The sequence below is a fragment of the Actinoplanes missouriensis 431 genome, assembly GCF_000284295.1.
GTDB lineage: Bacteria > Actinomycetota > Actinomycetes > Mycobacteriales > Micromonosporaceae > Actinoplanes > Actinoplanes missouriensis.
The window spans coordinates 2,949,245-2,973,630 of record NC_017093.1 but is presented as its reverse complement, the minus strand read 5'-3'; the positions used below and the strand labels follow the sequence as shown (position 1 = coordinate 2,973,630).

At 70.4% G+C, this 24,386-nt stretch carries 17 protein-coding genes; 14 read left to right on the top strand and 3 right to left on the bottom strand.

All coding sequences use genetic code 11. The features are described 5' to 3' along the window. The first annotated feature begins 1 nt into the window (after position 1). From AMIS_RS13895 to AMIS_RS43350, 7 genes are read left to right on the top strand one after another with little or no spacing between them, the layout of a single operon-like run. Positions 2–1,045, top strand: a complete 1,044-nt coding sequence (locus AMIS_RS13895; protein ID WP_014442936.1) for a WxL protein peptidoglycan domain-containing protein — start codon at positions 2–4, stop codon at positions 1,043–1,045. After that, a complete protein-coding gene (locus AMIS_RS13890; RefSeq protein WP_014442935.1) occupies positions 1,042–2,580 on the top strand; it encodes a TIGR03773 family transporter-associated surface protein in 1,539 nt (512 codons plus the stop codon). The genes AMIS_RS13895 and AMIS_RS13890 overlap by 4 nt, the downstream gene beginning before the upstream one ends. Continuing rightward, positions 2,577–4,115: an anchored repeat ABC transporter, substrate-binding protein gene (locus AMIS_RS13885; protein ID WP_014442934.1), complete on the top strand. Its 1,539-nt coding sequence runs from the start codon at positions 2,577–2,579 to the stop codon at positions 4,113–4,115. The genes AMIS_RS13890 and AMIS_RS13885 overlap by 4 nt, the downstream gene beginning before the upstream one ends. A 24-nt stretch (positions 4,116–4,139) precedes the next feature. Further along, a complete protein-coding gene (locus AMIS_RS13880; protein WP_051041978.1) occupies positions 4,140–5,018 on the top strand; it encodes a choice-of-anchor M domain-containing protein in 879 nt (292 codons plus the stop codon). After that, entirely contained in the window at positions 5,015–5,734 is a 720-nt protein-coding gene (locus AMIS_RS13875) for an anchored repeat-type ABC transporter ATP-binding subunit (RefSeq protein ID WP_014442932.1), read from the top strand. The genes AMIS_RS13880 and AMIS_RS13875 overlap by 4 nt, the downstream gene beginning before the upstream one ends. Position 5,735: 1 nt before the next feature. Beyond that, positions 5,736–6,584 (top strand): anchored repeat-type ABC transporter permease subunit, encoded by an 849-nt coding sequence (locus tag AMIS_RS13870; RefSeq protein WP_014442931.1) that lies wholly within the window; start codon positions 5,736–5,738, stop codon positions 6,582–6,584. A gap of 11 nt (positions 6,585–6,595) precedes the next feature. Next, positions 6,596–9,802, top strand: a complete 3,207-nt coding sequence (locus tag AMIS_RS43350; protein ID WP_014442930.1) for a choice-of-anchor M domain-containing protein — start codon at positions 6,596–6,598, stop codon at positions 9,800–9,802. An 86-nt stretch (positions 9,803–9,888) separates the two neighbouring features. On the opposite strand, the gene AMIS_RS13860 is transcribed toward AMIS_RS43350, so the two are convergent. Continuing rightward, positions 9,889–13,386: a LamG-like jellyroll fold domain-containing protein gene (locus tag AMIS_RS13860; RefSeq protein ID WP_014442929.1), complete on the bottom strand. Its 3,498-nt coding sequence runs from the start codon at positions 13,384–13,386 to the stop codon at positions 9,889–9,891. 160 nt (positions 13,387–13,546) lie between these two features. After that, a complete protein-coding gene (locus AMIS_RS13855) occupies positions 13,547–14,545 on the bottom strand; it encodes a LacI family DNA-binding transcriptional regulator (protein WP_014442928.1) in 999 nt (332 codons plus the stop codon). A gap of 186 nt (positions 14,546–14,731) precedes the next feature. On the opposite strand from AMIS_RS13855, the gene AMIS_RS13850 reads away from it, so the two are divergent. The 6 genes from AMIS_RS13850 to aztD all read left to right on the top strand — a co-directional run bounded on the left by AMIS_RS13850 (position 14,732) and on the right by aztD (position 22,751). Then, complete coding sequence (locus AMIS_RS13850) at positions 14,732–15,988, top strand: sugar ABC transporter substrate-binding protein (protein WP_014442927.1); 1,257 nt, start codon at positions 14,732–14,734, stop codon at positions 15,986–15,988. 2 nt (positions 15,989–15,990) lie between these two features. After that, complete coding sequence (locus AMIS_RS13845) at positions 15,991–16,941, top strand: carbohydrate ABC transporter permease (RefSeq protein ID WP_014442926.1); 951 nt, start codon at positions 15,991–15,993, stop codon at positions 16,939–16,941. Continuing rightward, on the top strand, positions 16,938–17,750 hold the full coding sequence (locus AMIS_RS13840; RefSeq protein ID WP_014442925.1) for a carbohydrate ABC transporter permease: 813 nt from the start codon (positions 16,938–16,940) through the stop codon (positions 17,748–17,750). Before AMIS_RS13845 ends, AMIS_RS13840 begins: the two co-directional genes overlap by 4 nt. A 36-nt stretch (positions 17,751–17,786) precedes the next feature. Then, the gene (locus tag AMIS_RS13835) at positions 17,787–19,682 is read left to right on the top strand and encodes a glycoside hydrolase family 127 protein (RefSeq protein ID WP_231859300.1); all 1,896 of its coding nucleotides are present in this window, start codon (positions 17,787–17,789) and stop codon (positions 19,680–19,682) included. A 37-nt stretch (positions 19,683–19,719) separates the two neighbouring features. Then, complete coding sequence (locus AMIS_RS13830; RefSeq protein WP_014442923.1) at positions 19,720–21,411, top strand: CBM35 domain-containing protein; 1,692 nt, start codon at positions 19,720–19,722, stop codon at positions 21,409–21,411. A 167-nt stretch (positions 21,412–21,578) separates the two neighbouring features. Then, on the top strand, positions 21,579–22,751 hold the full coding sequence (gene aztD, locus AMIS_RS13825) for a zinc metallochaperone AztD (protein ID WP_041829751.1): 1,173 nt from the start codon (positions 21,579–21,581) through the stop codon (positions 22,749–22,751). Between the two features lie 68 nt (positions 22,752–22,819). Here aztD and aztA read toward each other — a convergent pair whose 3' ends face one another. Further along, positions 22,820–23,440, bottom strand: coding sequence for a zinc ABC transporter ATP-binding protein AztA (aztA, locus tag AMIS_RS13820; protein WP_014442921.1), 621 nt, complete (start codon positions 23,438–23,440; stop codon positions 22,820–22,822). A 47-nt stretch (positions 23,441–23,487) separates the two neighbouring features. On the opposite strand from aztA, the gene aztB reads away from it, so the two are divergent. Further along, positions 23,488–24,342 carry a zinc ABC transporter permease AztB gene (gene aztB / locus AMIS_RS13815; protein ID WP_014442920.1) on the top strand — a complete coding sequence of 285 codons (855 nt, stop codon included), beginning with the start codon at positions 23,488–23,490 and terminating at the stop codon, positions 24,340–24,342. Positions 24,343–24,386: the final 44 nt, after the last annotated feature.

Sequence of the window (24,386 nt, the reverse complement as noted above, 5' to 3'; positions counted from 1 at the left end):
CATGCGTACCCGCATCGCCGCCATCCTCCTCGCCGTCGCCGCCGCACTCACGCCGGCGCCCGCCCAGGCCGCGCCCGCAGACGCGCTGACCTGGTCGGTCACACCGTCGGGCCCGAAGGGACCGAACGGGCGGCCGGCGCTCGACTACAAACTGGACCCCGGCGCCACCGTCACCGACCATGTCGCGGTCACCAACCACTCGAAGCAACCGCTCACCCTGCGCCTCTACGCCCAGGACGCGTTCACCACCGCGAACGGCGGCTACGACCTGCGCGCCGGCAGCGCCGCACCCGAGGACGCGGGTCGGTGGATCAAGCCGCGCCGGGACCGCCTCACCGTCCCGGCCACCTCGCGCGTCGTCGTGCCGATCACGGTGAGCGTCCCGGACAACGCCACCCCCGGCGATCACGCCGCCGGCGTCGTCGCCTCCCTGCTGGCCGACACCACCGACGCCGCCGGCAACCGGGTCTCCGTGGACCATCGGGTCGGCACCCGCGCCTACCTGCGCGTCACCGGGCCGCTGCAACCGGCGCTCACCCTGCGCGACGTCGAGATCAAGGCCGCGACCACGTGGAACCCGCTGCGGCTGCCGCGGGTCACGGCCACCTTCACCATCGCCAACACCGGCAACGTACGCCTGAGCGGCGCACCTGCCGCACGGATCGAAGGCCCGTTCGGGTGGGGCGGCCGCACCGGCGCCGGCACCGGGTTCCCGGAGATCCTGCCCGGCGGCTCGCTGACCTCGGCCATCACGCTGGACGCGATTCCCGCGCTGTTCCGGGAGAACCTGACGATCGACGTGCTGCCGGCGCCCGCCGACGGCCGGCCCATCGATCCCGCGCCGGTGCGGGCGATCTCCGAGCACGCCCTCTGGCTCGTCCCGTGGCCGCAGCTGGCGCTCCTCGCGCTCGCCGCCGTCCTCGTCCTGGCCTGGCTGGCGACCCGCCGCCGACGCGGACGCCGCATGCGCGCCGCGCTGGCCGCTGCCGAGCAGCGCGGGCGTGAGCAGGCGAGCGCAACCCCGACCAAGGAGGGAACCCCATGACCCGGATCGCCGCCCTGGCGACGGCCTCGCTCGCCGTGGTGCTGACGGCCGGCGGGCCCGCGCTCGCGGCGCCGCCGGCCGACGGCGCTGACCTGATCGCCCTGTCCGTGGAGTCCGGCCAGCTCCGGATGAGTTTCCGCGGTCCCGGACAGGCCGCCACGGATCCGCAATCGGTGCGGCTCACCACGTCCGGGACACCGACCGGCGTGATCCCGGACGATCCCGCGTTCGGTTTCCTCGGGCGGCCCGGCGCGCCGGTGTGGTCGCTGCAGGAGGGCTCCCCGTTCTCCACCCTCGACACCACCGGGATCGACGAGGGGACGGTGGCCCTGGAACTGGCCGACGTGGACGGGCCGGGGTCGTTCGCGGCGTACACGCTGTCGCCGTGGGGGCGGCCCACGCTGCTGCTGGACAGCGACGACCGTACCCGTGCGACGCTGCCGGCCGGGCAACGGCTGGGCGGTGTGGTGTGGCTGTTCGACGCCACCGGGGAGTACCGGGTCACGGTGCGGGCGAGCAAACGCAGCGGGTCGCGGACGCTGAAGGACGAGGCGCTCTACACGGTGTCCGTGCCCGCCGCGGCAGGACAGAAGCAGACCGCCACGCGGCAGAAACAGGCCGCCACGCAGCAGAAACAGGCTACCGGGGAGCAGAAGCAGACCGCCAAGGCCGCCGCGGAACAAGCGCCCGCGTCCGCCCCGAAAGCGGCAGCCGCGGCCGGCCGCAAAGTCATCTCGGACGGGCACGTCGACATGGGACCGCAGCTCAGCGGCAACAAGCTGACGATCCGGATCAAGGACGACACGACCACGCCGGCGACCTGGCGCGAACTGTCCGACGTCACGCTCAAGGTGACCGACAAGGCGCGGATCGACGTCCCGGCCGGCGCCGGGTACGCCTTCCTCGGCAAGGCCGGCGAGAAGGTCCACCTGCTGCCCCAGTCGCAGCAGTCCGGCATCGTCTGGCCGGGCTGGAACACCCAGCACGAGTCGGTGGTGAAGGGCACCCGGGGCAACGTGGTCTGGCGGCTCAAGCAGGTCGACGGGCCGGGCGAGTTCAAGCTGTTCCTGACCGGCTCGTTCGGCACGCCCGAGGTGCTGTTCGACTCGGCGAAGAAGCTGCCGCAGCAGCTCGGCATCGCCCCGAACACCCACGCCCACGGCAACTGGGCGTTCACCGAGGCCGGGGTCTACAAGCTCACCGTGGAGATGACCGCGACCACGACCGCGGGCACGAGCGTGTCGGACACGAAGACGCTGACCCTCGCGGTCGGCGACGCGGCGAACACCGGCGGCGGAGACACCGGAGGCGGCAACGGCGCCGAGCCGGGTCCCAGCGCGAGCGCCGGCGCGGGCTCCGGAACCGGCAACGGCAGCGGTGAAGGCGGCGGCGACGGCAGCGGCAACGGCGGCGGCGGCGGTGACCTGGCCATGACCGGCATGAACATCGTCTCGATCGCCGGCGGCGGCGCCCTGCTGATCGCCGCCGGCGCCGCCACCGTGGCGCTCAGCCGCCGCCGGAAAGAGAACGGATGAAGCTCCTCCGAAACGCCTTGGCCGGCCTCTCGATCCTGCCGCTGATCGCCGGATGCGCGCCACCGCCCGCGCTCACCGACACCGACGGCCGCATCCAGGTCGTCACCACCACCGGCATCCTGGCCGACCTGGTCCGCAACGTCGGCGGCGACCGGGTGCTGGTCGACGCGATCGTCCCGGACAACGCCGACGCGCACGCCTACGAGCCGACCCTGCGCGACGTGCGCAACATCGTCTACGCCGACCTGGCCTTCAGCAACTACCTGATGCTCGAGGCGCAGAACGTCATCAAGACCCTGGACGCCAATCTGCCCGACGGGGTCGAGCAGATCTCGCTCGCCGAGGGCGCCACCAAGTACGCCGCCGAGATCATCCCGCTGGTGGAGGACGTCTCCCTGGACACCATCTGGCTGGGCATGCGCGCCAAGGGTGACGGCGCCGCGCACCGGGTGACCCGATCCTCGGACGTCCGGGTCTCCGCCACCGGCGTCACCGGACCGGGCCGGATGACGGCGTACCTGACCGAGTCGTTCGGCAACCCGGACACGTTCCTCGACTCCGGCGACGGCTTCGATCCGGCGAACGGCTTCCGGGACGACACGATGATCCTCCCGCCGGACGCGCACACCCACATGAGCTGGGCGTTCACCGAACCGGGCGTCTACCGGGTCACGATGCGCGCGGAACTCGTGGTCACCGCCGACAGCAAACCGATTCCGCTCGGCGACCAGACGCTCACCTTCGCCGTCGGCGTGGACCCGCACCTGACGCCCGGCGTGACGGTCCTGCGCGGCGGCCACACCGACGTCACCACCGACATCGACAGCGGCGAGATCTACCTCCGGGAAGACCAGGACGCCGGCGAGAAGCGGCACGATCCCGCCCGTACCGTGATCGAGGTCCCGGCCAAGGCCTTGAAGGAGGTTCCCGCCGGACCGGGGTTCCGCTTCCTCGGACGGCCGGGAACGAAGATCTACCAGCTGCCGCAGGCAGTGCTGGGCCGGCACGTGCACGGCGAGATCGACCCGCACCTGTGGCAGGACGTCGGCAACGCCCAGGCGTACACCGAACTGATCCGCGACACCCTGATCGCCGCCGACCCGGCCGGCACCGCGGACTACCACGCCAACACCGACCGTTACCTGGCCGAACTGAGCGCGCTCGACGCGTACGTCCAGGAGCAGATCGACCGCATCCCGCCGCCGAACCGCCACCTGGTGACCACCCACGACGCGTTCGCCTACCTGGCGAAGGCCTACGGCATCCCGGTGGCCGGCTTCGTCACCCCGAACCCGGCCGTCGAACCGAGCCTCGCCGACCGCCGCCGCCTCACCGAGACACTGCGCCACCTGCACGTCCGAGCGGTGTTCCTGGAACCGAATCTGCGTGCCCGCTCGTCGACGCTCGTCGAGGTCGCCGAGCAGGAGGACGTGCGGGTCTGCGACATCTACGGCGACGCCTTCGACGACCGGGCCACCGATTACACGGCGCTGATGCGGTTCAACGCCGACTCCCTCCGAACCTGCCTGTCCTGAGTGGTACCTGACTAGGGAAGATCCTTGATAAACGCACTTCTGGCGCTCACCCTCGCGGTGACGCCCACCCCCACCGCCGGCCTCGATCAGACGCTCGACGCCGGCCAGGCGCAGGCGACCGGCCGGGCGGTGCTGGAGACCGGCCACGTCGACATCGGCCCCCGGCTGCGCGACGGCAAGTGGACGATCCAGGTCCACGACGATCACGCGGTGCCGCCGGTGTGGCGCGATCCGGCGGAGACCGTGCTGCGGGTCCGCGACACCGCGGTGCAGCAGGTGCCCGAGGACGAGGCGTACGCGTTCCTCGGCGAGCAGCCCGGCACGCCGGTGCACGTGGTGCCGCAGACCGAGAAGACCGGCGTGGTGTGGATCGGCTGGAACACCCAGGATCCGGGCGTGCTCGGCGCGATCGACAGGGGCGTCACGCTGAACCTGCGCGGGGTCCAAGGTCCGGGCGCCGTGACCGTTTTCCTTCAGTCGGGCAACCTGGGTGCGCCGCAGGTGCTGTGGAGTTCGGCGAAGGCGTACCCGCAGCCGTTGTGGGTGGAGACCAACACGCACACCCACGCCAACTGGGTGTTCGGCAAACCCGGCGTCTACCTGCTGGCCGTCGAGGTCACCGCCGACCTCGCCGACGGCTCCACCGCGTCCGCGGGCACCGTTCTGCGCCTCGCGGTCGGTGACACCACCGAGCCCGATTTCGACACCGCCTTCACGGCCGCCCTGCCGTCCGCTCGCGCCTCTGCCGCTGCCGCGGCCGCCGATCAAGAGCCTTCCGGGGGTACGGGTGACGCCCTGCTGTTCGTGGCGATCGCGCTTGTCGCCGCCCTGCTGATCGTCGCGGCGCTGGTCTGGCGCCAGTCGTCGGTGCGCCGCCGCGCCGAACGGGAGAGCGCCCCGTGACCGCTCTGGAGATGACCGGGGTGGCGGCCGACCTGGGTGGCCGCCCGGTGCTGCGCGACGTGGACCTGCGCCTGGACGCCGGGGAGTTCGCCGCCCTGCTCGGCCCGAACGGCGCCGGCAAGACCACCCTGATGCGCGCCGCCCTCGGACTGATCAAACTGCGTGCCGGGACGGTCACCGCGGGCAGCACCGGGTACGTCCCGCAGCGCCACGAGTTCACCTGGGACTTCCCCGCCAGCGTGCAGGACGCCGTGCTCAGCGGCCTGGTCCGCCGGATCGGGATGTTCCGCCGTCCTACGGTCGCCCACTGGCGGGCCGTGTGGGCCGCCCTCGATCAGGTGCGCCTCGCCGACCTGCGCGGGCGGCCGGTCGGTGAGCTCTCCGGCGGGCAGCGGCAGCGGGTGCTGGTGGCCCGCGCGCTCGTCGTGGAGCCGTCGGTGCTGCTGCTCGACGAGCCGTTCACCGGTCTCGACATGCCGGCTCAGGAGACGCTGACCGAACTGTTCACCGAGATCGCCAGGGAACGGGCCGTCCTCATGGCCACCCATGATCTGACCGCGGCGGCGTACACCTGTGATCGTCTTTTTCTGTTGAACCGCACGGTGATCGCCGCCGGTCCGCCCGCGGACCTGAAGGACCCGGACCTGTGGATGCGGACCTTCGACGTCGGACCGGGCAGCCACCTGCTCAAGGCGCTCGACCTGGTGGTGGCCTGAGATGTCGCCGCTGCAGTTCCTCGCCGACCTGGCCAACCCGGACCTCGCGTTCCTGCCCAAAGCGCTGACCATCGCGGTGCTGTCAGCGGTCATGTGCGGCGTCGTCGGCTGTTACGTCGTGCTGCGCGGCATGGCGTTCATCGGTGACGCCGTCGCGCACGCCGTCTTCCCCGGCCTGGCGATCGCCTTCCTCTTCTCCGGCAGCCTGGTGGTCGGCGGCACGGTGGCCGGCGTCGTCACCGCCCTGCTGGTGACGGTGTTCGCGCAGAACCGGCGCCTCAAGGAGGACTCGGTCATCGGGATCTTCTTCGTGGCCGCGTTCGCGCTCGGCATCGTGATCATCTCCCGGGCGCCCGGGTACGCCGGCTCGTTGCAGCAGTTCCTGTTCGGCTCGATCACCGGCATCCCCGACCGGGACCTGTACGTCGTCGGCGGCACGACGATCGTCGTGCTGCTCGCGGTGTTCCTGCTGCACAAGGAGTTCGTCGCCGTCACCCTGGACCGGGAGATGGCGCGCGCGCTCGGGCTGCGGGCCTTCTGGCTCGACCTGGTCCTCTACGTGCTGGTCACCCTCGCCGTCGTGATGGCCGTGCAGACCATCGGCAACATCCTCGTCCTGGCGCTGCTGGTCACCCCCGCCGCGACCGCCCGCCTGCTCACCGACCGCCTGCCCGTGATGATGGCCCTCGCCCCGGCCGTCGGCGCCGGATGCGCGCTGATCGGCCTCTACCTGTCCTGGTCCTGGGACCTGCCCGTCGGCGGCACCGTCGTGCTCACCCTGACGGCGGCGTTCCTGCTGGCCCATCTGTTCGCCCCTCGCCACGGCATGCTCGCGCGCCTGGCCACCTGAAAGGACCATTCGTGACCGTCACATCCCCACCGCGCCGTACCGCGGTGGTGCTGGCGATACTCACCGCCGGGGTCGCCGCCGTGCTGGCCCCGGCCTCGCCGGCGACCGCGGCCGACGGGCCCGCCCCGCCACCGCGGGAACACCGGATCATCGCCGGGGTCCACACCGACGCGGTGTCCACCTTCCTCGACGACGGCAGACTCGCGCTGGGCTCGAAGGCCGACGTCGACGAGGGCAACGGCACCCGGTTCGCCGCCGACGACATCCGGTTCCATCTCGCCGGAGACGCCGAGCTGACCGTTCCGGCCGGCTACGAGTTCCTCGCTCCGAGCGGCAGCCGGGTGTGGATCGCGCCCGAATCGAACCCGGGAGCGGGCCGGCTGTGGCCGGGCTTCTCCACCGAGTCGACGCCGGCCGGTGACACCACCTTCGTCCTGACCGCGCTGGACGGTCCCGGCCGGCTGGAGCTGTTCACCTCGGCCGGGTTCGGCGGCGTCAAACGGCTCTGGTCCTCCTCGGACGGCCCGAAGTCGTTCACGGTCGGGCGCACCCACATGCACGCGAACTGGGCGTTCACCGCCGCCGGCACGTACCGGATCGGCGTGCGCGCCACGATGACCGTGTCCGGTGAACGGCAGAGCGCCGACGCCACCTACACGTTCGTCGTCGGCCCGCTGCCCTCGGCCACCGCGACGGTCACCACGCTGACCGCCGGCGCCACCAGCGTCGTCGCCGGCGACCGGGTGACGCTGGACGCGACGGTCACCCCGGCCGGCGCGGGCGGATATGTGGAGTTCCTCGACGGCTCGGCCGTCCTCGGGCACGCCGCCGTCTCCGGCGGGGGCGCCGGTCTCGCGGTGACCACCCTGCCGCTGGGCAGCCGGTCCTTGACCGCCCGGTTCGTGCCGCACGTGCTCAACGAGTTCGGTCGTTCGGCGTCCGAGCCGGTCGGCGTCACCGTGACCGAGAAGCCCGGCGGCGAGGTCTTCGCGATCGCCGGGCTCGCCGATCGGTACCGCGCCGGTGAGCAGATCGACCTGCGGTTCATCGGTGCCACCGTCCCCGGCGGCCACCAGGCGTGGTGGCTCCTGCGGCCCGCCGGGCAGAGCACCGAGTACCTCGTCGGCACCGGCGACCGGTACACCCGCGACGCCACCGTCGCCCTCGACGGCGCCGACATCAAGGTGCAGATCGTGGACGCCGCCAACAAGGCCGTCCAGGAGACCGCCTACCGCGGCCTGCACGTCGACGGTCCCAACATCGGATCGGGCGAAAAGGTCACCGTCACCGGCATGGGCGACAGCTACTACAACGGCGACCCGGTACGCGTCACCGTCGCCCACCGGGCCCTCACCGCCGGCGAGACCGGCCGCTGGGTGAACCGCTTCCTGCCCAGCGCGACCACGTGGGACGAGACGAACGAATGGTCCGCGCCGAAGCGGATCGGCGACGCGTACCTGATCGACACCTCGTGGCTCAACCAGGTCGAGTGGGCGTACGAGATCGTCGCCGCGGACGGCGCCGTGATCGGCCGCTCCCCCGCGCTCACCAGCACGATCAGAAACCGGGAGCTCCAGCTGTCCGGGATCCGCACGGTCTACCGCGCCGGCGACACGCTGCAGGCGGCATCCGAGCTGTACCCGGCCCGTGGCGGTGTCTCCTACGAGTGGGCGCTCGCCGAGGGCAACGACCTTGTGCCCATTCCCGGCGCGGTGTCGTCCTCGCTGGAATTGCCGGTCACCGCGGACCTCGACGGCCGGACCCTGTATCTGAGCGTCACCGACGCTGCCACCGGCCACCACGTCGGCGGCGCCCAGCAGCGACTGCGGGTCACCGACGCCGCGCCGGGTGACCAGCTGCTGTTCCTGGACTCGCTGTCCGGGCACTACCACCAGGGCAACACGATCCGGCTCAAGGCCTCCGCCGATCCGGTCGCCAGCGACACCGACACGTACCGCTGGCTGTGGAAACGCCCCGACCAGAGCGACTTCGCCACGATCGAGAAGGCCACCACCGCCACCCACGAGGTACGGGCCGAGCAGGCCCTCGACGGCACGCAGGTCAAGGCGGAACTGCGCACGGCCGGCGGCGAGCTGCTGGCCACCAGCGAGCCGTCGACCATCCACGTCGACGACCACGGCGCGGCGCCGCAGCAGAAGGTGACCGTCGAGCAGGCGGCCGGCAGCGACCGGGTGACCGCCACGGTGAGCCCGGCCTCCGTGCTGACCCGCTGGGAGTGGCACGTGCAGCGGCGCGGCGCCGACACCGCTCAGCCGGCGCCGGGCCAGCACGGCTCGTCGCTGACGCTGTCGGCGGCCGACGACGGCGCGAGCGTGTTCGCCCGGCTCACGTTCGACGACGGCCGCACGTACGCCGAGTCCGCGCCGATCGTGGTGCACGTGGACGGATCGACGCAGCCGGGTGACCCGGCACTGTCCGTCTCCGGTCTGAACGACGGCGAGTACCAGCCCGGCGACACCGTCACGGTGCAGGCCGTGCAGACGCCGCAGGGCCCGCTGACCGCCTACCAGTGGTTCGCCAAGCGGCCCGGAACCGCCGCGTTCGAGCCGGTCACCGGGGAGACCTCGGCGGCGTACAGCTTCACCGCCACCCGGGATCTGCACGGCACCGAACTGCTGGTCAAGCTCTACGACGGCGAGACCGTCGCGGCGACCAGCCCGGCGGTGACGCTGACGGTGGCGGCGCCACCGCAGGGCAGCGACGCCGCCAAGACGGTGACCGCGACGATCAGCGAGACCGAGGGCGCGCTGGTGATCAGCGTCGCTCCCGGCGATCGGGACGTCACGCTTCCGGCGGCGGCTCTGAGCAGCGCGGGCGACCGCTGGGAGAGCAGCGGAGCGCTGAAGCCCGTGACGGTCACCGACACCCGGTCCGGCGGCCCCGGCTGGACCGCGTCCGGGCAGGTGGCCGGCGGTTTCCGTACCGAGGGCGGTGCGGCCTTCCCGGGCAGCTACCTCGGCTGGGCGCCCACGGTCGTCGCGCAGGCCGACCGGCAGTGCGTGCAGGCGGGTCCGGTGGCCGTGCCCTCCGTGCCCGGGCGGCCGGGAACCGGTCTCGGGGACAGCGCGGTGCTGGCGACCGCTCCGGCCGGTGCCGGGCGGGGCACCGCACGGCTCGACGCGGAGCTGCGGCTCAGCGTGCCGACCGACACCGCCGCCGGCGCCTACACCGGCACCCTCACCCTGACCGCCATCTGATCGATCGGCCGCGACTGCGGTGAGCGGCCGGTGATGGCCGCTCACCGCAGTCGCGCAGAGTCCGACAAGCCGAGACCCGCGACCGGTCAGCGAACGGTGCTGTAAGGCGCGACCGTGACCTTGTCGATCAGCGGGGCGTACTTCGAGCGGAGCAGCACGCCCGGCCAGGTGTCCGAGGCGTACGTCGTCCCGTCGAAGTTCGGCAGTTCCGCGGACGAGAAGGTGACCGTGTTCTGGCCCCGCTTCAACGTCACCGGCACGGTGAGCTCCCAGAAGTTGTTGTCGTGGAAGCTGTGCGGGAACAGGGTCCGCTTCGCCGTGGCGCCGTTGATCGAGATGTCGGCGTGCCGGGCGAGCGGGTCCGGGTTGTAGTGCGTGGCTTCCGCCTGCTCGGGGTTGGAGTACCGGATACGCAGCGCGTAGGCGCCGGCCTTGTCGGCCTTCACCCGGAACGTCAACGTGTTGGCGTTGCCGGGCTCACCGCCCACACCGGTGACCACTTCACCGGCGCTGGCCAGGGACTTCGCCGTGACCGTGGCCGTGCCGGCCAGGGTGGCGTCCTCGGCTTCGTAGGAAACCGACGGCAGCGCGTCCGGCGCCTGACGCACGGTGATCCGATCGATCTCGCTGTGCCTCGAGGCGCCGGAGACGACGACCTTGTTGACGCCGCCGGACAGCGAGACCGCTGCCTTGCGTCCACCGACCGGGATGCCGTTGACCGTGACCTTCACGTCGCGGCCGACCGTCTCGACGATCGACGTGGCGTCGGCCGCCGAGTAGACCCAGAACGTGGCGGATCCACCGCGTCCCAGTTCGGCGCCACCGGCGACGGCCTTGGCGCCGTCCAGCGTGGCCAGCTCGGCCTCGTAGACGGCGGTCGCGGCGGCCGGGTTCGGCAGGGCCAGCGTGATCCGGTCGAGGATCGCGTCGCCCTTGGTGACCTTCGTGCCGTCCAGGCTCTTGGCGGCGAGCGAGATGGTGTGCGTGCCCTTGGTCAGGGCGACCTTGGTGTCGGTGTGGTCCCAGACCACCCACTTGTAGCCCAGGGGCAGGAAGATCTCCTGTTCGGCGGCGCCGTCGACACGCAGGAACACGTTGGTCGGGCCCTGCTCCTTGACCAGGTCGAAGGTGTTGAGCGAGTTCGCGAACACACTCAGGTCGTAGGTCCCGGTGGCGGGGACGTCGACGGTGAAGTCGAGGACGCCGTCGCTGCCGGTGCGCAGGCCGCCGACGTTGTAGCCGCCCGAGGTGTAGAACTTCGAGACGTCCGACGGTGAGCCCTCCGGACCGTTCTTGCTGTAGCCGCTGCCGGTGTAGGTGGCCGCTTCGGCTTCGAAGGATCCCTGCCAGAGGGTGGGGCTCTTGCCGGCGGAGGTCTTCACGGCGGGGCCGAGGACGATCTCGTAGGCGGAGGACTCGTTGAGCTGATCGAACTCGACGGCCACCTCCCCGCCCCGCACCGCGAGGTTCTTCTCGGCGATCAGTCGCGGCGGCGCCGAGTCACCGATCTGCCCGGTCCACGGGATCTCGCGGATCCACGCGTGCACGGTCTTGCCGAGGTACTTCGGGACGTTGGCGAACCGGATGTACCCGGCGCCGGTGGCCCCACCGAAGATCGTCCGGGCCTGCTTCTTGTTCCGGTCGAGGGTGGCGACCCCCTGCAGCGAATAATTCCTTCCCGGGTACGGCGGGTTCACCTTCACCGTGTCGCCGGTCATCTGGGAGTAGGCGTTGTAGAGCCACCACTGCCCGTTGCCCCGGTTGGCCTGCACCGCCGAGTCGGACAGGTTGCCGTCGATGTTCCAGTAGGCGATGTCCGCGTCGACCTTGGACTCCTCGATCGCCGAGATCCACTGGACCATCTGGCCGGGCACCGAGGTGTGGTAGTTGAACGCGTACTCGTTGATGTTGATCGGCAGTTGCCTGCCGAGGATCTCCTTCTCCCAGGTGCGGTACTTCGCGACGCTGTCACGGACCGCCTCGGGGTGGCTCAACTCGTGCCAGGTGATCACGTCCGGCACCGTCCCCGCCGCCTTGGCGTGCGTGAGGAAGCCCTTGACCTGGTCGAACAGGATGCTGGTGTTCGGACCGGCGATGCGCGCGGACGGGATGCTGCTCTTGATGATCGCGTAGACGTCGTCCCACGCCTGGAAGTAGTCGTCCGGGTCGGTGAGCCAGCTGACCCCGTCGTAACTCCACTCGCCGGTGCCGAACATGTTGCCTTCCGGCTCGTTGAACGGCACGAAGACGATGTTGTCCCGGTACTGCTCGTCGAGCCGGCGGACCTGGTCGACCTGCTTGGCGATCTTCTCCTTGAAGAGGCTCAGCTTCTCCTGGGGCGTGCTGCCCGGCCACTGGTACGGAAAGCCGCGGTGGATGTCGGTCATGTAGATGTAGACATCGCCGTCGGTCGCGTCGGCGAGCGGCTTCACCACCTCCAGGGCGTCGGCGCCGGGGTGCTGTGGCCCGTCCTGCGCCTTGGTCGAGACAGTGCGCAGGCCCATGCCCTCGATCAGATTGCTGGTCGGCAGGCCGTCACCGTAGAGGCCGTAGAGCGTGCCGGAGGCTCCGCCGTGGAAGGCGCCGGTCGTCCGGCCGAGGTCGACGGTGAGCTCGCCCTCGCGGATCACCGTGACGGTGGCGGTCACGGCCCGGCCGGCCGCGGTTCCGGAGACGGTGAAGGTACCGCGCTGGGCGTACCGTGCGGGGTCGACGGCAGCCCAGGTGATCGGGACGTCGCGGTCGTAGGAGTCGGAGAAGGTCGCCCGTTGCGAAGCCGGCAGCGCCGGCGCGGTGCCGATGGTGGTCCGCACGTCGAAGGCGGTCGAGGCCAGTCCGGTGACCGCCGGCGGGCTGCCGCCGAAGTCCTCGGCCACCTGAGCGGCGGTGAGCGCCGCGCCGTAGATCTTGAACGAGTCGATGGCGCCGTCGAAGAGCGGGTCGGCGTAGAAGGACCTGCCGATGTACCCGGCCACGGTGGTGCTCGTGTCCAGCAGGTCGGCGGCGGTGGCGGTGGTCGCGGCCGACGAGACGGCGACACCGTCCAGGTACGTGGTGATCCGTCCCGAGCCGAGCGTGACCGTCAGCGTCTTCCACGTGCCGGCCGGCAGTGCCGCATAGCCGGTGGCCTGCGCCTCGGCCCCGGCGAAGTCCTTGGTCACGGCGGTGCGCAGCTTGCCGTCACCGTTGTACGGGGTGCTGAACAGGTACCGGCTGGTGTCCTTGCCGAGCGCGTAGATCCACTGCCAGGGGGCGGTGGTGCCGTCCCATTTCACGCGGGTGGCGACAGTCAGCTCGGTGCGGCCCTCCAGTGCGGCGCGCGGGATCGTGACGTAGGCGCCGTTGGCGGTGGGCGAGCCGCCGGGCAGCGTCAGCGCGCCGTCGGTCAGGCCGGCGGTGGAGCCGTTGACGAGGGTGCCGTTCAGGCCGTTGCCGGAGCTGTCCTCGATGACACCGCCGGTGGTGGTGTCATCCTCGAACTCGTAGGCCAGCACCGGCGCGGGGAGGTCGCCGGCAGCCAGGGCGGGGGTGGCGGGATAGGTGGCGAGAAGGCCCGTGACCAGGAGAATCTTCCAAGCTCTCATACATCGCTCCAAGGCGGAGATGTGAGCGTTAACAAACGAACGCGGCGCAATCGATTGCGCGTTCGGTCAACGAGGGATTTCCGGTAGGTTACGAACTCAAGCCAGACCCGTCAATGGCTCCTAGGAAATCGATTGTCTGAGCACGGTTCCCACGGCCGCGTCACACCGCCGTCGAGGCGCGGGGTATCAACCGGCAGGGACGCGCGTGCTGGCCGTGCGCCGGGTTGCCGTTGATCGCGGCGAGCAACTGCTCGGCGGCCGACCGGCCGATGCCCTCCAGGTCCATGTCGACGCTGGTCAGGGCCGGCTGGCAGCCCTCGACCATCACATCCCAGTTGTCGAAGCCCACGAGGGCGATGTCACGGGGAACGTCCTTGCCCGCCTTGGTCAGGCCTTCGGCCAGGCCCCGCGCGATCTGATCGCTGCCGCAGAACACGGCATCGACGCCGGCACCGGCGTTGACCAGGATGCCGGCGGCCTGCCGGCCCCACGCCTCGCTCCACTCGCCGTACAGCGTGGGGAACCCGGCGCTCAGCCCCTCAGCCGCCAGCGCCTCGTCGGCGGCCCGGGCCCGGACGGTCGCCGAATGGTGATGTTCCGGTCCGGTGACATGGGCGATGCGCTTGCGGCCGACTGCCAGCAGGTGCTTGATGGCCCGGCGTGAGCCGTCGGCCTCGTCGGGAACCACGGAGCAGTCCTGCGGGTCGGTGGAGCTGATGAACGCGTACACCACCGGCACCGGCAGGCCGACGCCGATCGGCGTGCGGGCCTGTGTGCGGCGCCCGGTCACTATGATCCCGTCGACCTTGCGGCTGAGCAGCGTACGCAGGTAGTACTGCTCGCGGATCGGGTCGTCGCGGGCGTCGCAGAGGAAGATCGACATCTGGCCGGCGCCCAGAGCGTCCTCGGCGCCGATGAGCAGCGGGATGCTGAACCGGCCGATGCTGTCGGTGGTGATCATGCCGACCGTGTAGGTGCGGCCGGTCTGCAGGCTGCGCGCTGCCGCGTTGGCGACGAAACCGAGCTGCTCCGCGGCCTGCTGCACGCGCAATCGCGTCTCCGGCTTCATCGCGCCCCGGCCGTTGAGCGCTTTGGACGCCGTCCCGGTGGAGACCCCCGCGAGCGCGGCCACGTGGCTGATCGTGACGGCGCGATCCATGATGCTCAGCGTTTCCTCCCCAGTTGCGCAGCGAACTACCTAGGTTCGCTTCATGTGACCGTAACTTGCCCTTGACATGCGAGCAAGGCGCTGCCTAGCTTCTACGCAATCGATTTCCTTGCGTGCGACCAACCGGCACGCGAGCCCCTCCCGCGACACCTCCTCCATGTGCAAGGGGAACACGATATGACCGCAACCAGGGGACGTCTGCGCGCCGCAGCGGCTCTCACCGTCGCCGTCTGCCTGCTGGCCGGCTGCTCCACGTCCACCGACACCGCCGCCGAGGGCACCGGCTCCGCCGCCGGCGGCGAGTATCAGATCTGGGACCCGTACCCGCAGTTCGACGACAGCTCGGACTGGGTGAAGCTGCTGACCAAGTGCGGCACCGACGCCGGGGTGACGGTCAAGCGCACCGGCTACGACACCACCGACCTCACCAACAAGGCGCTGCTTGCCGCACAGCAGGGCAACTCGCCGGACGTGCTCATCGTCGACAACCCGGTCGTCTCCACGCTCGCCGACGCCGGGGTGCTCACCACCAGCGACGAGATGAAGATCGACACGTCGGCCGTCTCGCCGAACCTGCTCGCGGCCGGGCAGATCGGCGGCAAGACCTACGGCATCCCGATCGGCGCCAACACCCTCGCGCTGTACTACAACAAGAAGGTTCTGGACGCGGCGAAGGTCGACCCGACCGCGATCAAGGACTGGGCCTCGCTCACCGACGCGCTGAAGAAGGTGAAGGCAGCCGGCAAGAAGGGCATCACCTTCTCCGCGATCGGCACCGAGGAGGGCTCGTTCCAGTTCCTGCCCTGGTTCTGGGGTTCCGGCGCGAACCTGACCCAGCTCGACTCGGCGCAGGGCGTGGCCGCGCTGGACCTGTGGACCGGCTGGCTCAAGGACGGACTGGCGCCGAACTCGGTACTCAACAACACCCAGACCACGAGCTGGCAGGAGTTCGCCACCGGCGACTTCGCGTTCAGCGAGAACGGCACCTGGCAGCTGGCCAACGCCAAGAAAGCCGGCTTCGAGTACGGCATCATCCCGATCCCGTCGCAGGCCGGCGGCGTCGCTCCCGCGCCGACCGGTGGCGAGTTCGTGACCGCGCCGGTGCAGACCGAGACGGCCCGCTACGCCACTACCGAGAAGCTGGTCGCCTGCCTGACCAGCGCGGACAACGCCTACACCACCGACACGACGCTGTCCTACATCGCGGCCACCGACGCGGTGCAGCAGAAGCAGGTCGCCGACAACCCCGAGCTGAAGGTCTGGGTCGAGGCGGTCAAGGCGGCCAAGGGCCGTACCAGTGACGACCTCGGCACCAAGTACCCGAAGATCTCCCAGCCGATGTGGACCGCGTTCCAGGCCGCACTCAGCGGTTCGGCCAGTTCCTCGGATGCGCTGAAGACGGCGCAGACCACGGCCGCCGCAGCCACCAAGTGACGATGGCACACGACGTCATGACACGCGTTCCCGCTCCCGCTCCGGCGGGCGCGGGGGCGCGGTCCCCCCGCCCGAGAAAGCGCGGGAGCTGGGCGGCCTGGGCGTTCCTGGCCCCGATCGTGATCTACCTGCTCGCGTTCTATGCCTATCCGCTCTACCGCAACCTCGACCTGAGCCTGCGTCATTACACGGTGCGCTCGTTCGTTCAGGGCGACGCCCCATTCTCCGGGCTCGACAACTACCGCACCGTGTTCGACGACGCCGCCTTCGGGCCGGCGCTGGTGCACACCCTCGCCTTCACTTTCGTGTCGATCGCCTTCCAGTTCGCCATCGGGCTCGCCCTCGCGGTGTTCTTCGCCCAGAACTTCCGGCTGTCCGGCACGTTGCGAGCGCTGTTCCTCGTACCGTGGCTGTTGCCGTTGATCGTCAGTGCCTCCACCTGGTCGTGGATGCTCAACAGTGACTCCGGGATCGTCAACCACGCGCTCGGGCTCGTCGGCGTCGATCCGGTGAACTGGCTGACGTCGCCGGACTGGGCGCTGACCAGCGTGATCATCGCCAACATCTGGATCGGCATCCCATTCAACCTGGTCGTGCTCTACAGCGGCCTGCAGGCCATCCCGGCCGAGGTCTACGAAGCCGCGGCGATCGACGGGGCGAACAGCTGGCAGCGGTTCTGGCGGGTCACCTTCCCACTGCTGCGGCCGGTCTCCGCGATCACTCTGCTGCTCGGGCTGGTGTACACCCTCAAGGTCTTCGACCTGATCTGGATCATGACGAAGGGCGGGCCGGCGGATGCCTCGACCACGTTCGCGACCTGGTCCTACCGATTCAGTTTCGGCAGCCTGCTGCCCGAGTTCGGCCCCGGCGCCGCCGTCGGCAACCTGCTGATCATCATGGCGCTCTTCTTCGGCCTGCTCTACATCCGATTCCAGAAGAGGCTCGACTCATGATCAAGCAGCACGCGAAGACCGGGCTCGGGCTGATCTTCACGGCGATCATGCTGTTCCCGGTCTACTGGATGATCAACGTGTCGCTGACCAAGGACACGGACATGCGCGCCGACCCGCCGCACCTGTTCCCCTTCGACGGGACCCTCGAGGGTTACCGGGCGGTCATCGACCAGCAGATGCCGTACCTCGGCACCAGCCTGTTCATCGGGCTCGGCACCGTCATCCTGACCTTGCTGATCTCCGCCCCGGCCGGGTTCGCCCTGGCGAAACTGCGCCCGAAGGGCGGCGGCACGCTCAGCTTCGTGCTGCTGATCGCGCAGATGATCCCCGGCATCATCATGGCGATGGGTTTCTACGCCATCTACCTGCGCCTCGGCGTGCTCAACACCGTCGGCGGGCTGATCCTCGCCGACTCCACCATCGCCGTCCCGTTCGGCGTCCTGATCTTCACGGCGTTCATGTCCGGCATCCCGGACGAGCTGATCAACGCGGCGTTGATCGACGGCGCGTCGAAGTGGCGCACATTCGTCTCGGTGATCCTGCCGATCTCCCGCAACGCCATCGTCACCGTGTCGCTGTTCGCCTTCCTCTGGGCCTGGTCGGACTTCGTCTTCGCCACGACGCTCGACGGCGGCGGTGACGCACAGCCGATCACCCTCGGCATCTACCACTACATCGGCAACAACAACCAGCAGTGGAACGCGATCATGGCGACCGCCGTGGTGGCGTCCATCCCCGCGACGCTGCTGCTCATCCTGGCCCAGCGTTACGTGGCCGCCGGTGTGACCGCCGGCGCCGTCAAGGACTAAAGGAACATCATGAGCTTTGTTTCGCACGGCCCCGTCGTGCCCACGTCAGACGCTCTCGGCGTGCTGCGGCCGCTGCCCGCGGACGCGGTCCGGCTGGCCGCCGACGGGCTGCTCGGCGGCTGGCAGACCCGTAACACCGAAGCCACCCTGCCGCACTGCGTCACCCGGCTCAGTACCGAAGGCAACCTGGACAACCTGCGCCGCGTCACCGGCGACGCCGACACCGCGTTCCGCGGCTTCTGGTTCGCCGACACCGACGTGCACAAGACCCTCGAGGCGGCGTTCTGGTCCGGGACCGCCGCCGACTTCGCCGCCGACACCGCAGCGCTGCTGGAGAAGGCACAGGACCCGGACGGCTACCTGGACTCGTACTACCAGGACCCGGCACGGCGCTCGCAGCAATGGGCCGAGCTGCACTTCAGCCACGAGATGTACACGGCCGGCCACCTCATCCAGGCAGCCGTCGCGGCGGCCCGATCGGCGCCCGGCGACCCCGCCGCCCAGCAGGTCGTCGCGGTGGCGCGCCGCTTCGCCGACCTTCTGGTCCAGCGGTACGCCACGTCGAAGGAGACCGACGGGCACCCCGAGGTCGAGACCGCCCTGGCCGAGCTGTACCGGGTGACCGGCCACCGGCCGTACCTCGATCTCGCCGCCCGGTTCATCGAGAACCGCGGCCACGGGACGCTGGGTGAGGGCCGGTTCGGCGCCGCCTACTTCCAGGACCACGAGCCCCTGCGCTCGACCGAGGAGGTGACCGGCCATGTGGTCCGCCAGCTCTACCTGCTGGCCGGCGCCGTCGACGTGGCCGTGGAAACGCACGACACCGAACTGCTGGCCGTCGCCGAGCGGCTGTGGGACTCCGCGATCGACAGCCGCACCTACCTGACCGGCGGCCAGGGATCCCGGCACCGTGACGAGGCATACGGCGACGCCTACGAGCTGCCGCCGGACCGCGCGTACGCCGAGACCTGCGCCGCGATCGCCAGCTTCCAGCTCGGATTCCGCCTCTTGCTGGCCACCGGCAGCGCGAAGTACGCCGACGAGATGGAACGCGTGCTCTACAACGCGATCGCCGCCAGCACCGCCGTCGACGGAAAGGCGTTCTTCTACTCCCAGCCGCTGCAACGGCGTACCGGCCACGACGGCGGCGGCGAGAACGCCCCCGGTCACCGCCTCGACTGGTACGAATGCGCCTGCTGCCCGCCGAACCTGGCCCGGCTGATGGCGTCGCTGCACACGTACGCCGCCACCGGCGACGCCGGCGGCCTTGAGTTGCACCTGTACGGCAGCGGAACGTTCACGTCAGCGAACCGGTCCGTCGAGGTCGAGACCCGCTATCCGTGGGACGAGCAGATCACCGTCACCGTCACGTCGTCGCCGGACGACCCGTGGACCCTGTCACTGCGGATCCCGGCCTGGTGCGACGACGTCCGGCTCACCGTCAACGGCACGGCCGCCCCGGCCGGGCCCCAGATCCACGACGGGTACCTGCGCCTCAACCGGATCTGGCACGAGGGTGACCGGGTCGTGCTCACCCTGGCGATGCCGGCCCGGCTGGTCGCCGCGCACCCGCGGGTCGACGCCACCCGCGGCACCGCCGCCCTGGTCCGCGGCCCGATCGTCCACTGCCTCGAACACGCCGACATCCCTGCCACCGGGCCCTTCGCCGGGCACTGCTTCGAGGATCTGGAACTCGACACGGGATCACCGGTGTCGGTCGCGTACCACAGCAGCGGACTCGCCCCGGTCACCCTGCAGATCCCGCTCCGGTTGCAGAACCGCGGCGACGCTCCCCTCTACCGGGATCTGAACTCCACCGGCACACCGCCGGCAGCGACCGCCACGGTCACCGCCATCCCCTACTTCCTATGGGCCAACCGCGAGCCGGGCCCGATGCGGGTCTGGATCCCGCTGGCCGCACAGGAGGCGTAACACCGTCCCCCATCCCCACCTTCCACCGAGGTGAACAGTGCGACATCGAAAAGCAGCACTCGTCCCCCTGCTGGTCCTCGCCGGGCTGACCGTCCCCAGCCCGGCGCAGGCCGCCGGCAACACCCTCACCGTCGACGTCGGTACCGTCGTCCGTCCGGTCACGCACGTCGCGGCCGGCGGCCTCTACGCCACCGACACCGGCACCAAACCGCCGCTGGAGCAGATGTACCCGCTGCGGCTCAACCACCTCACCCAGCCGCCGCCCGGCGTCCAGCAGCTCGGCAACGGCGCGACCACGCCGTGCTGCGACGGACTCAAGGTGGCCGGAAAGGTGACAAGCGCCGGCGCTCAGCAGTTCTGGCGACTGCCGGACGTGTACAAGGACTTCCCGTACAAGTGGGTCAGCTGGGCCGACTGGGAGTCGAAGGTCCGCACCATGGTCAACGCCCGGCTCAGCGCCACGACGACCACCAACGTCGACGGCTACGAGCTCTGGAACGAGCCCGACTGGACGTGGAACACCGCGTCGGCCGGGTCGTTCAACGCCGGCTGGACGCGCACCCACAAGCTGATCCGCTCACTCGACACGGTCACCCCGATCGTCGGGCCCAGCCACTCGGTCTACAACCACGACTGGATGGTCAGCTTCCTCACCAACGCCCGCGACACCGGCACCCTGCCCGACGTGATCGTCTGGCACGAGCTGGAGAACGACAGGTACCTCGACGTCGCGGCACACGTCGCCGACTACCGGGCGATCGAGACGTCACTCGGCATCACTCCCCGGCCGATCTCGATCAACGAGTACGCGTCGCCGTCCCAGGTCGACATCCCCAGCGTCGCGGTGCACTACATGGCGGTCTTCGAGCGACACGGGATCCGCTCGGCGGAACGCGCCTACTGGTACGAGGCCGGCACCCTCAACGGGCTGCTCCACAACAACCTGCCGACCTCGTCGTACTGGACCTACAAGTGGTACGGCGACCAGTCGGGCAACATCGTCCGGACGGTCCCCGGCTCATGGTTGGAAGGCGTCGCCGCCTACGACAGCACCCGCAAGATGGTGAACGTGGTGTTCGGCGGTGACAGCGGCAACAACACGGTCCGGGTCACCGGGCTGGGCGCCCTCGGCTCCCAGGTGAGGGCGACCGTCGTGCGCAGCGGCACCACGGGGCGCACCACCAACCAGAGCGCGCCGATCGCCGTCTCCTCCGGCACCTACACGGTGTCCGGCGGGACGATCAGCGTCCCGGTGAACGCGATGCACGCCTGGGACTCGTACCAGCTGGTGGTCACCCCGACCTCGGGTGTGCCCACCTGGCAGCAGCGGTACGAGGCGGAGAACGCCACGGTCGTCAACGCCAACCGGTTCTCCGCGGGCTCCGCCTCCAACGGCGGTTACGTCGGGCAGATCGACGGTTCGGCCAACTCCCGCAACCAGTCGTTCGTCGACTTCCTGGTCAACGTGCCCTCCGCCCGCAACTACACGATGACCATCGGGTACGCGAACGGCACGGGCGCCACGGCCACGCAGGGTCTCGCCTACAACGGCGGCGCCTTCCAGACCGTGACCTACCCGCCCACCGCGGCGTGGGGCGTCTTCGGCACCACCGTCAACACCACGGTGACCCTCAAGGCCGGATGGAACATGATCCGCCTGGCCAAGGGGTCGCCCAACTACGCCGGTGGCACCGGGTACGCCGAACTCGACTACATCAACCTCTCCTGATCCGCTGATCGTCGTGGCCGGCCCGGTTCCACGGGCCGGCCACGACCGCGTTGTCCCTGGTCACAAGTGCAGCGAGCGGATTCGCCCGACCCCTGCGCGCGCTCCCCGGCAGCACTCCGCTAGCGTTATTGAAAATGAGTTTCGTTTCGCTATGGGGAGAACACACTGTGAACCGACGTGGCATCGCCTCAATCGCGGCCGCATCGCTGGCCCTCGCGGCCTGCGGCAACGAGACGACCGCCGCGCCTGAGGCGACGACCCCTGCCTCGGCCGCTCCGACCGTGACCGAACCGCTCGCCATCACCCACGACGCCGGCATCTACGTCCTCGACGGCGAGACCCTCAAGGTCGCCCACAGCGTCGCGCTCGACGGCTTCAACCGGGTCAACCCGGCCGGCGACGACCGCAGCGTCTTCGTCTCCACGGCCGCCGGTTTCCAGGTCCTCGACGCCGCCGCCGGCAAGCTCACCGACATCACCTGGCCCGGCGCCAAGCCCGGCCACGTGGTCCGGCACGGCGACAAGACCATCCTGTTCACCGACGGCACCGGCGAGGTCAGCAGCTTCAACCCCAAGGACCTGGCGCAGGGCAAGCCGCAGGCCCGGCAGTACAAGACCGCCCGGCCGCACCACGGCGTCGCGGTCGAGCTCGCCGACGGCACCATGATCGTCACCCTCGGCACCGAGGAGTCCCGGTCGGGCGCCCTCGCCCTGGACGCGAGCGGCAAGGAGATCGCCCGCAACGAGCAGTGCCCCGGCGTGCACGGCGAGGCCGTCGCCAAGGGCGACGTCGTCGCGCTCGGCTGCGAGGACGGCGTCCTGCTGTTCAAGAACGGCACATTCGAGAAGGTCGCCAGCGGCCGCGAATACAGCCGCATCGGCAACCAGGCCGGCAGCGACGCGTCCCCGATCCTGCTCGGCGACTTCAAAATCGACAAGGACGCCGAACTGGAGCGGCCGGAGAACTTCTCCCTGATCGACACCACCACCAACAAGATCACCGTGGTGCCGATGCCGAAGGGCGTCACCTACACCTTCCGCTCGCTGGGCCGCGGCCCCCAGGGTGAGGCGCTGATCCTCGGCACCGACGGCAAGCTGCACGTCATCGACCCCGCCACCGCGAAGATCACCAGCTCGGTGCCGGTCGTCGCCCCCTGGTCCGAGCCGCTGGATTGGCAGAAGCCGCGCCCCGCGCTGTTCGTCCGCGGCGCCGACGCCTACGTGACGGAGCCGGCCACCAAGAAGGTGCACCACGTCGACCTGACCACCGGCAAGGTCGTGGCCTCGGGCACGCTTGACGCCATCCCGAACGAGATCAGCGGCACCGTCTCCGGCCACTGACACCCCTTCCCGTCCTACCGGCCCGAGCCGGGTCGGCGCCGAATCCCGGCGCCGGCCCGGCTCGTCCGTCAGAGCCCCTCGGCCGCCGTCAGATGCAGGGTCCCGCCGGCCAGCGCGGCCTCCTCGTCGTCGTGCGTGGCGATGATCACGGCGGCGCCCTCGCGGACCCGGTCGGTGAGCAGGTCATGGATGCTGCGGCGGCTGGTGGTGTCGAGGGCTGCGGTGGGCTCGTCGAGGATCAGGACGCCGGCGTCCTGGGCGAAGGTCTGCGCGATCAGCACCCGCTGCCGCTGACCGCCGGAGAGCTCGCGCAGGCGGCGCCGGGCCAGGTGGGCGATGTCCAGGCGTTCCATCAGGCCGGTGACGGTGGCACGGTCCTGACCGGTGAGGCGGCGCAGCAGGCCACCGGGGGTGAACCGGCCGATCCGGACGCACTCGGCGACGGTGAGCGGGAGGGCGTCGATCTCGCTGGTGCGCTGGGGCAGCAGGGCGACGCGGACGCCGGGGCCGCGGCGCACGGCGCCCTCGGCGGGCGCGGTGATGCCGGCGAGCAGGTGCAGCAGGGTGCTCTTGCCGGAGCCGTTGGCGCCGGTCACGGCGGTCATGGACGCCGGCTCGGCGTGCAGGTTCACGTCGTGCAGCACGGGAACTCCGGCATATCGGAAGCCGAGGTGGGAGGCGGTCAGCATCGGTTCCCCTATCGGTAATGATTTTCAGTTGCAGTATATTCGGCCCGGTGCTGACGTCACTTCTCGAGCCGTTCACCGTCTCCTTCGTTCTTCGCGCCCTGGTCGGCGGCGTGCTGCTGGCCGCGGTGTGCGCCCTGGTCGGGGTGTGGGTGATCGCCCGCGGGATGACCTTCCTGGGCGAGGCGATGAGCCACGGCATGCTGCCCGGCGTCGCGATCGCCTCACTGGTCGGCGGCAACCTGGTCGTCGGCGCCGCCGCGAGCGCCCTCGCCATGGCGGGCGGCGTCACCGCGCTGCGCAACAGCCGCGAGTTCGGCCGCGACACCACGATCGGGCTGCTGTTCGTCGGCATGCTCTCGGCCGGCGTGATCCTGGTGTCGCACTCCCGGTCGTTCGCCACCGACCTGACCGCGTTCCTCTTCGGTGACGTGCTCGCGATCCGCCTGCCCGACCTCATCCTGCTGGGCGGTGCGCTCGTGCTGGTCGCGGCGGTGTCGGCGGTCGCGTACCGGCCGTTCCTCGCGCTCACCTTCGACCCGCGCAAGGCCCGCACGCTGGGCCTGCGCCCGGACGCCGCGAACGTCCTGATGATGGTCCTGCTCACCGTGACGATGGCCGTCGCGTTCAGCGTGGTCGGCACGCTGCTGGCCTTCGGCATGCTGATCGCCCCGGCGGCGGCCGCGATGCTCGTCGCCCGGCGGCTGCCCGCGGTGATGCTGACCAGCTTCGCGATCGGCTCGGCCGCCACCGTGATCGGCCTCTGGATCTCCTGGTTCGCCGGCACCGCCGCGAGCGCCACGATCGCCGCCGTCACCGTGCTGATCTTCTTCGTCCTGCTCGGAGCGCGCCGGGCCACGGCCGCGGCGACGACAGCGCGCCGGGCCATGGCCGCGGCGACGTGAGCGCCCGGGCCACGTCCGAAGCGACGTGAGCGCCCGGGCCATAT

What these genes read in the sequence shown, in the direction of transcription:
- AMIS_RS13895 (WP_014442936.1), top strand. Translation starts at nt 2, where the DNA reads ATGCGTACCCGCATCGCCGCCATCCTCCTCGCCGTCGCCGCCGCACTC.
- AMIS_RS13890 (WP_014442935.1), top strand. Translation starts at nt 1,042, where the DNA reads ATGACCCGGATCGCCGCCCTGGCGACGGCCTCGCTCGCCGTGGTGCTG.
- AMIS_RS13885 (WP_014442934.1), top strand. Translation starts at nt 2,577, where the DNA reads ATGAAGCTCCTCCGAAACGCCTTGGCCGGCCTCTCGATCCTGCCGCTG.
- AMIS_RS13870 (WP_014442931.1), top strand. Translation starts at nt 5,736, where the DNA reads ATGTCGCCGCTGCAGTTCCTCGCCGACCTGGCCAACCCGGACCTCGCG.
- AMIS_RS13860 (WP_014442929.1), bottom strand. Translation starts at nt 13,386, where the DNA reads ATGAGAGCTTGGAAGATTCTCCTGGTCACGGGCCTTCTCGCCACCTAT.
- AMIS_RS13855 (WP_014442928.1), bottom strand. Translation starts at nt 14,545, where the DNA reads ATGGATCGCGCCGTCACGATCAGCCACGTGGCCGCGCTCGCGGGGGTC.
- AMIS_RS13850 (WP_014442927.1), top strand. Translation starts at nt 14,732, where the DNA reads ATGACCGCAACCAGGGGACGTCTGCGCGCCGCAGCGGCTCTCACCGTC.
- AMIS_RS13845 (WP_014442926.1), top strand. Translation starts at nt 15,991, where the DNA reads ATGGCACACGACGTCATGACACGCGTTCCCGCTCCCGCTCCGGCGGGC.
- AMIS_RS13840 (WP_014442925.1), top strand. Translation starts at nt 16,938, where the DNA reads ATGATCAAGCAGCACGCGAAGACCGGGCTCGGGCTGATCTTCACGGCG.
- aztA (WP_014442921.1), bottom strand. Translation starts at nt 23,440, where the DNA reads ATGCTGACCGCCTCCCACCTCGGCTTCCGATATGCCGGAGTTCCCGTG.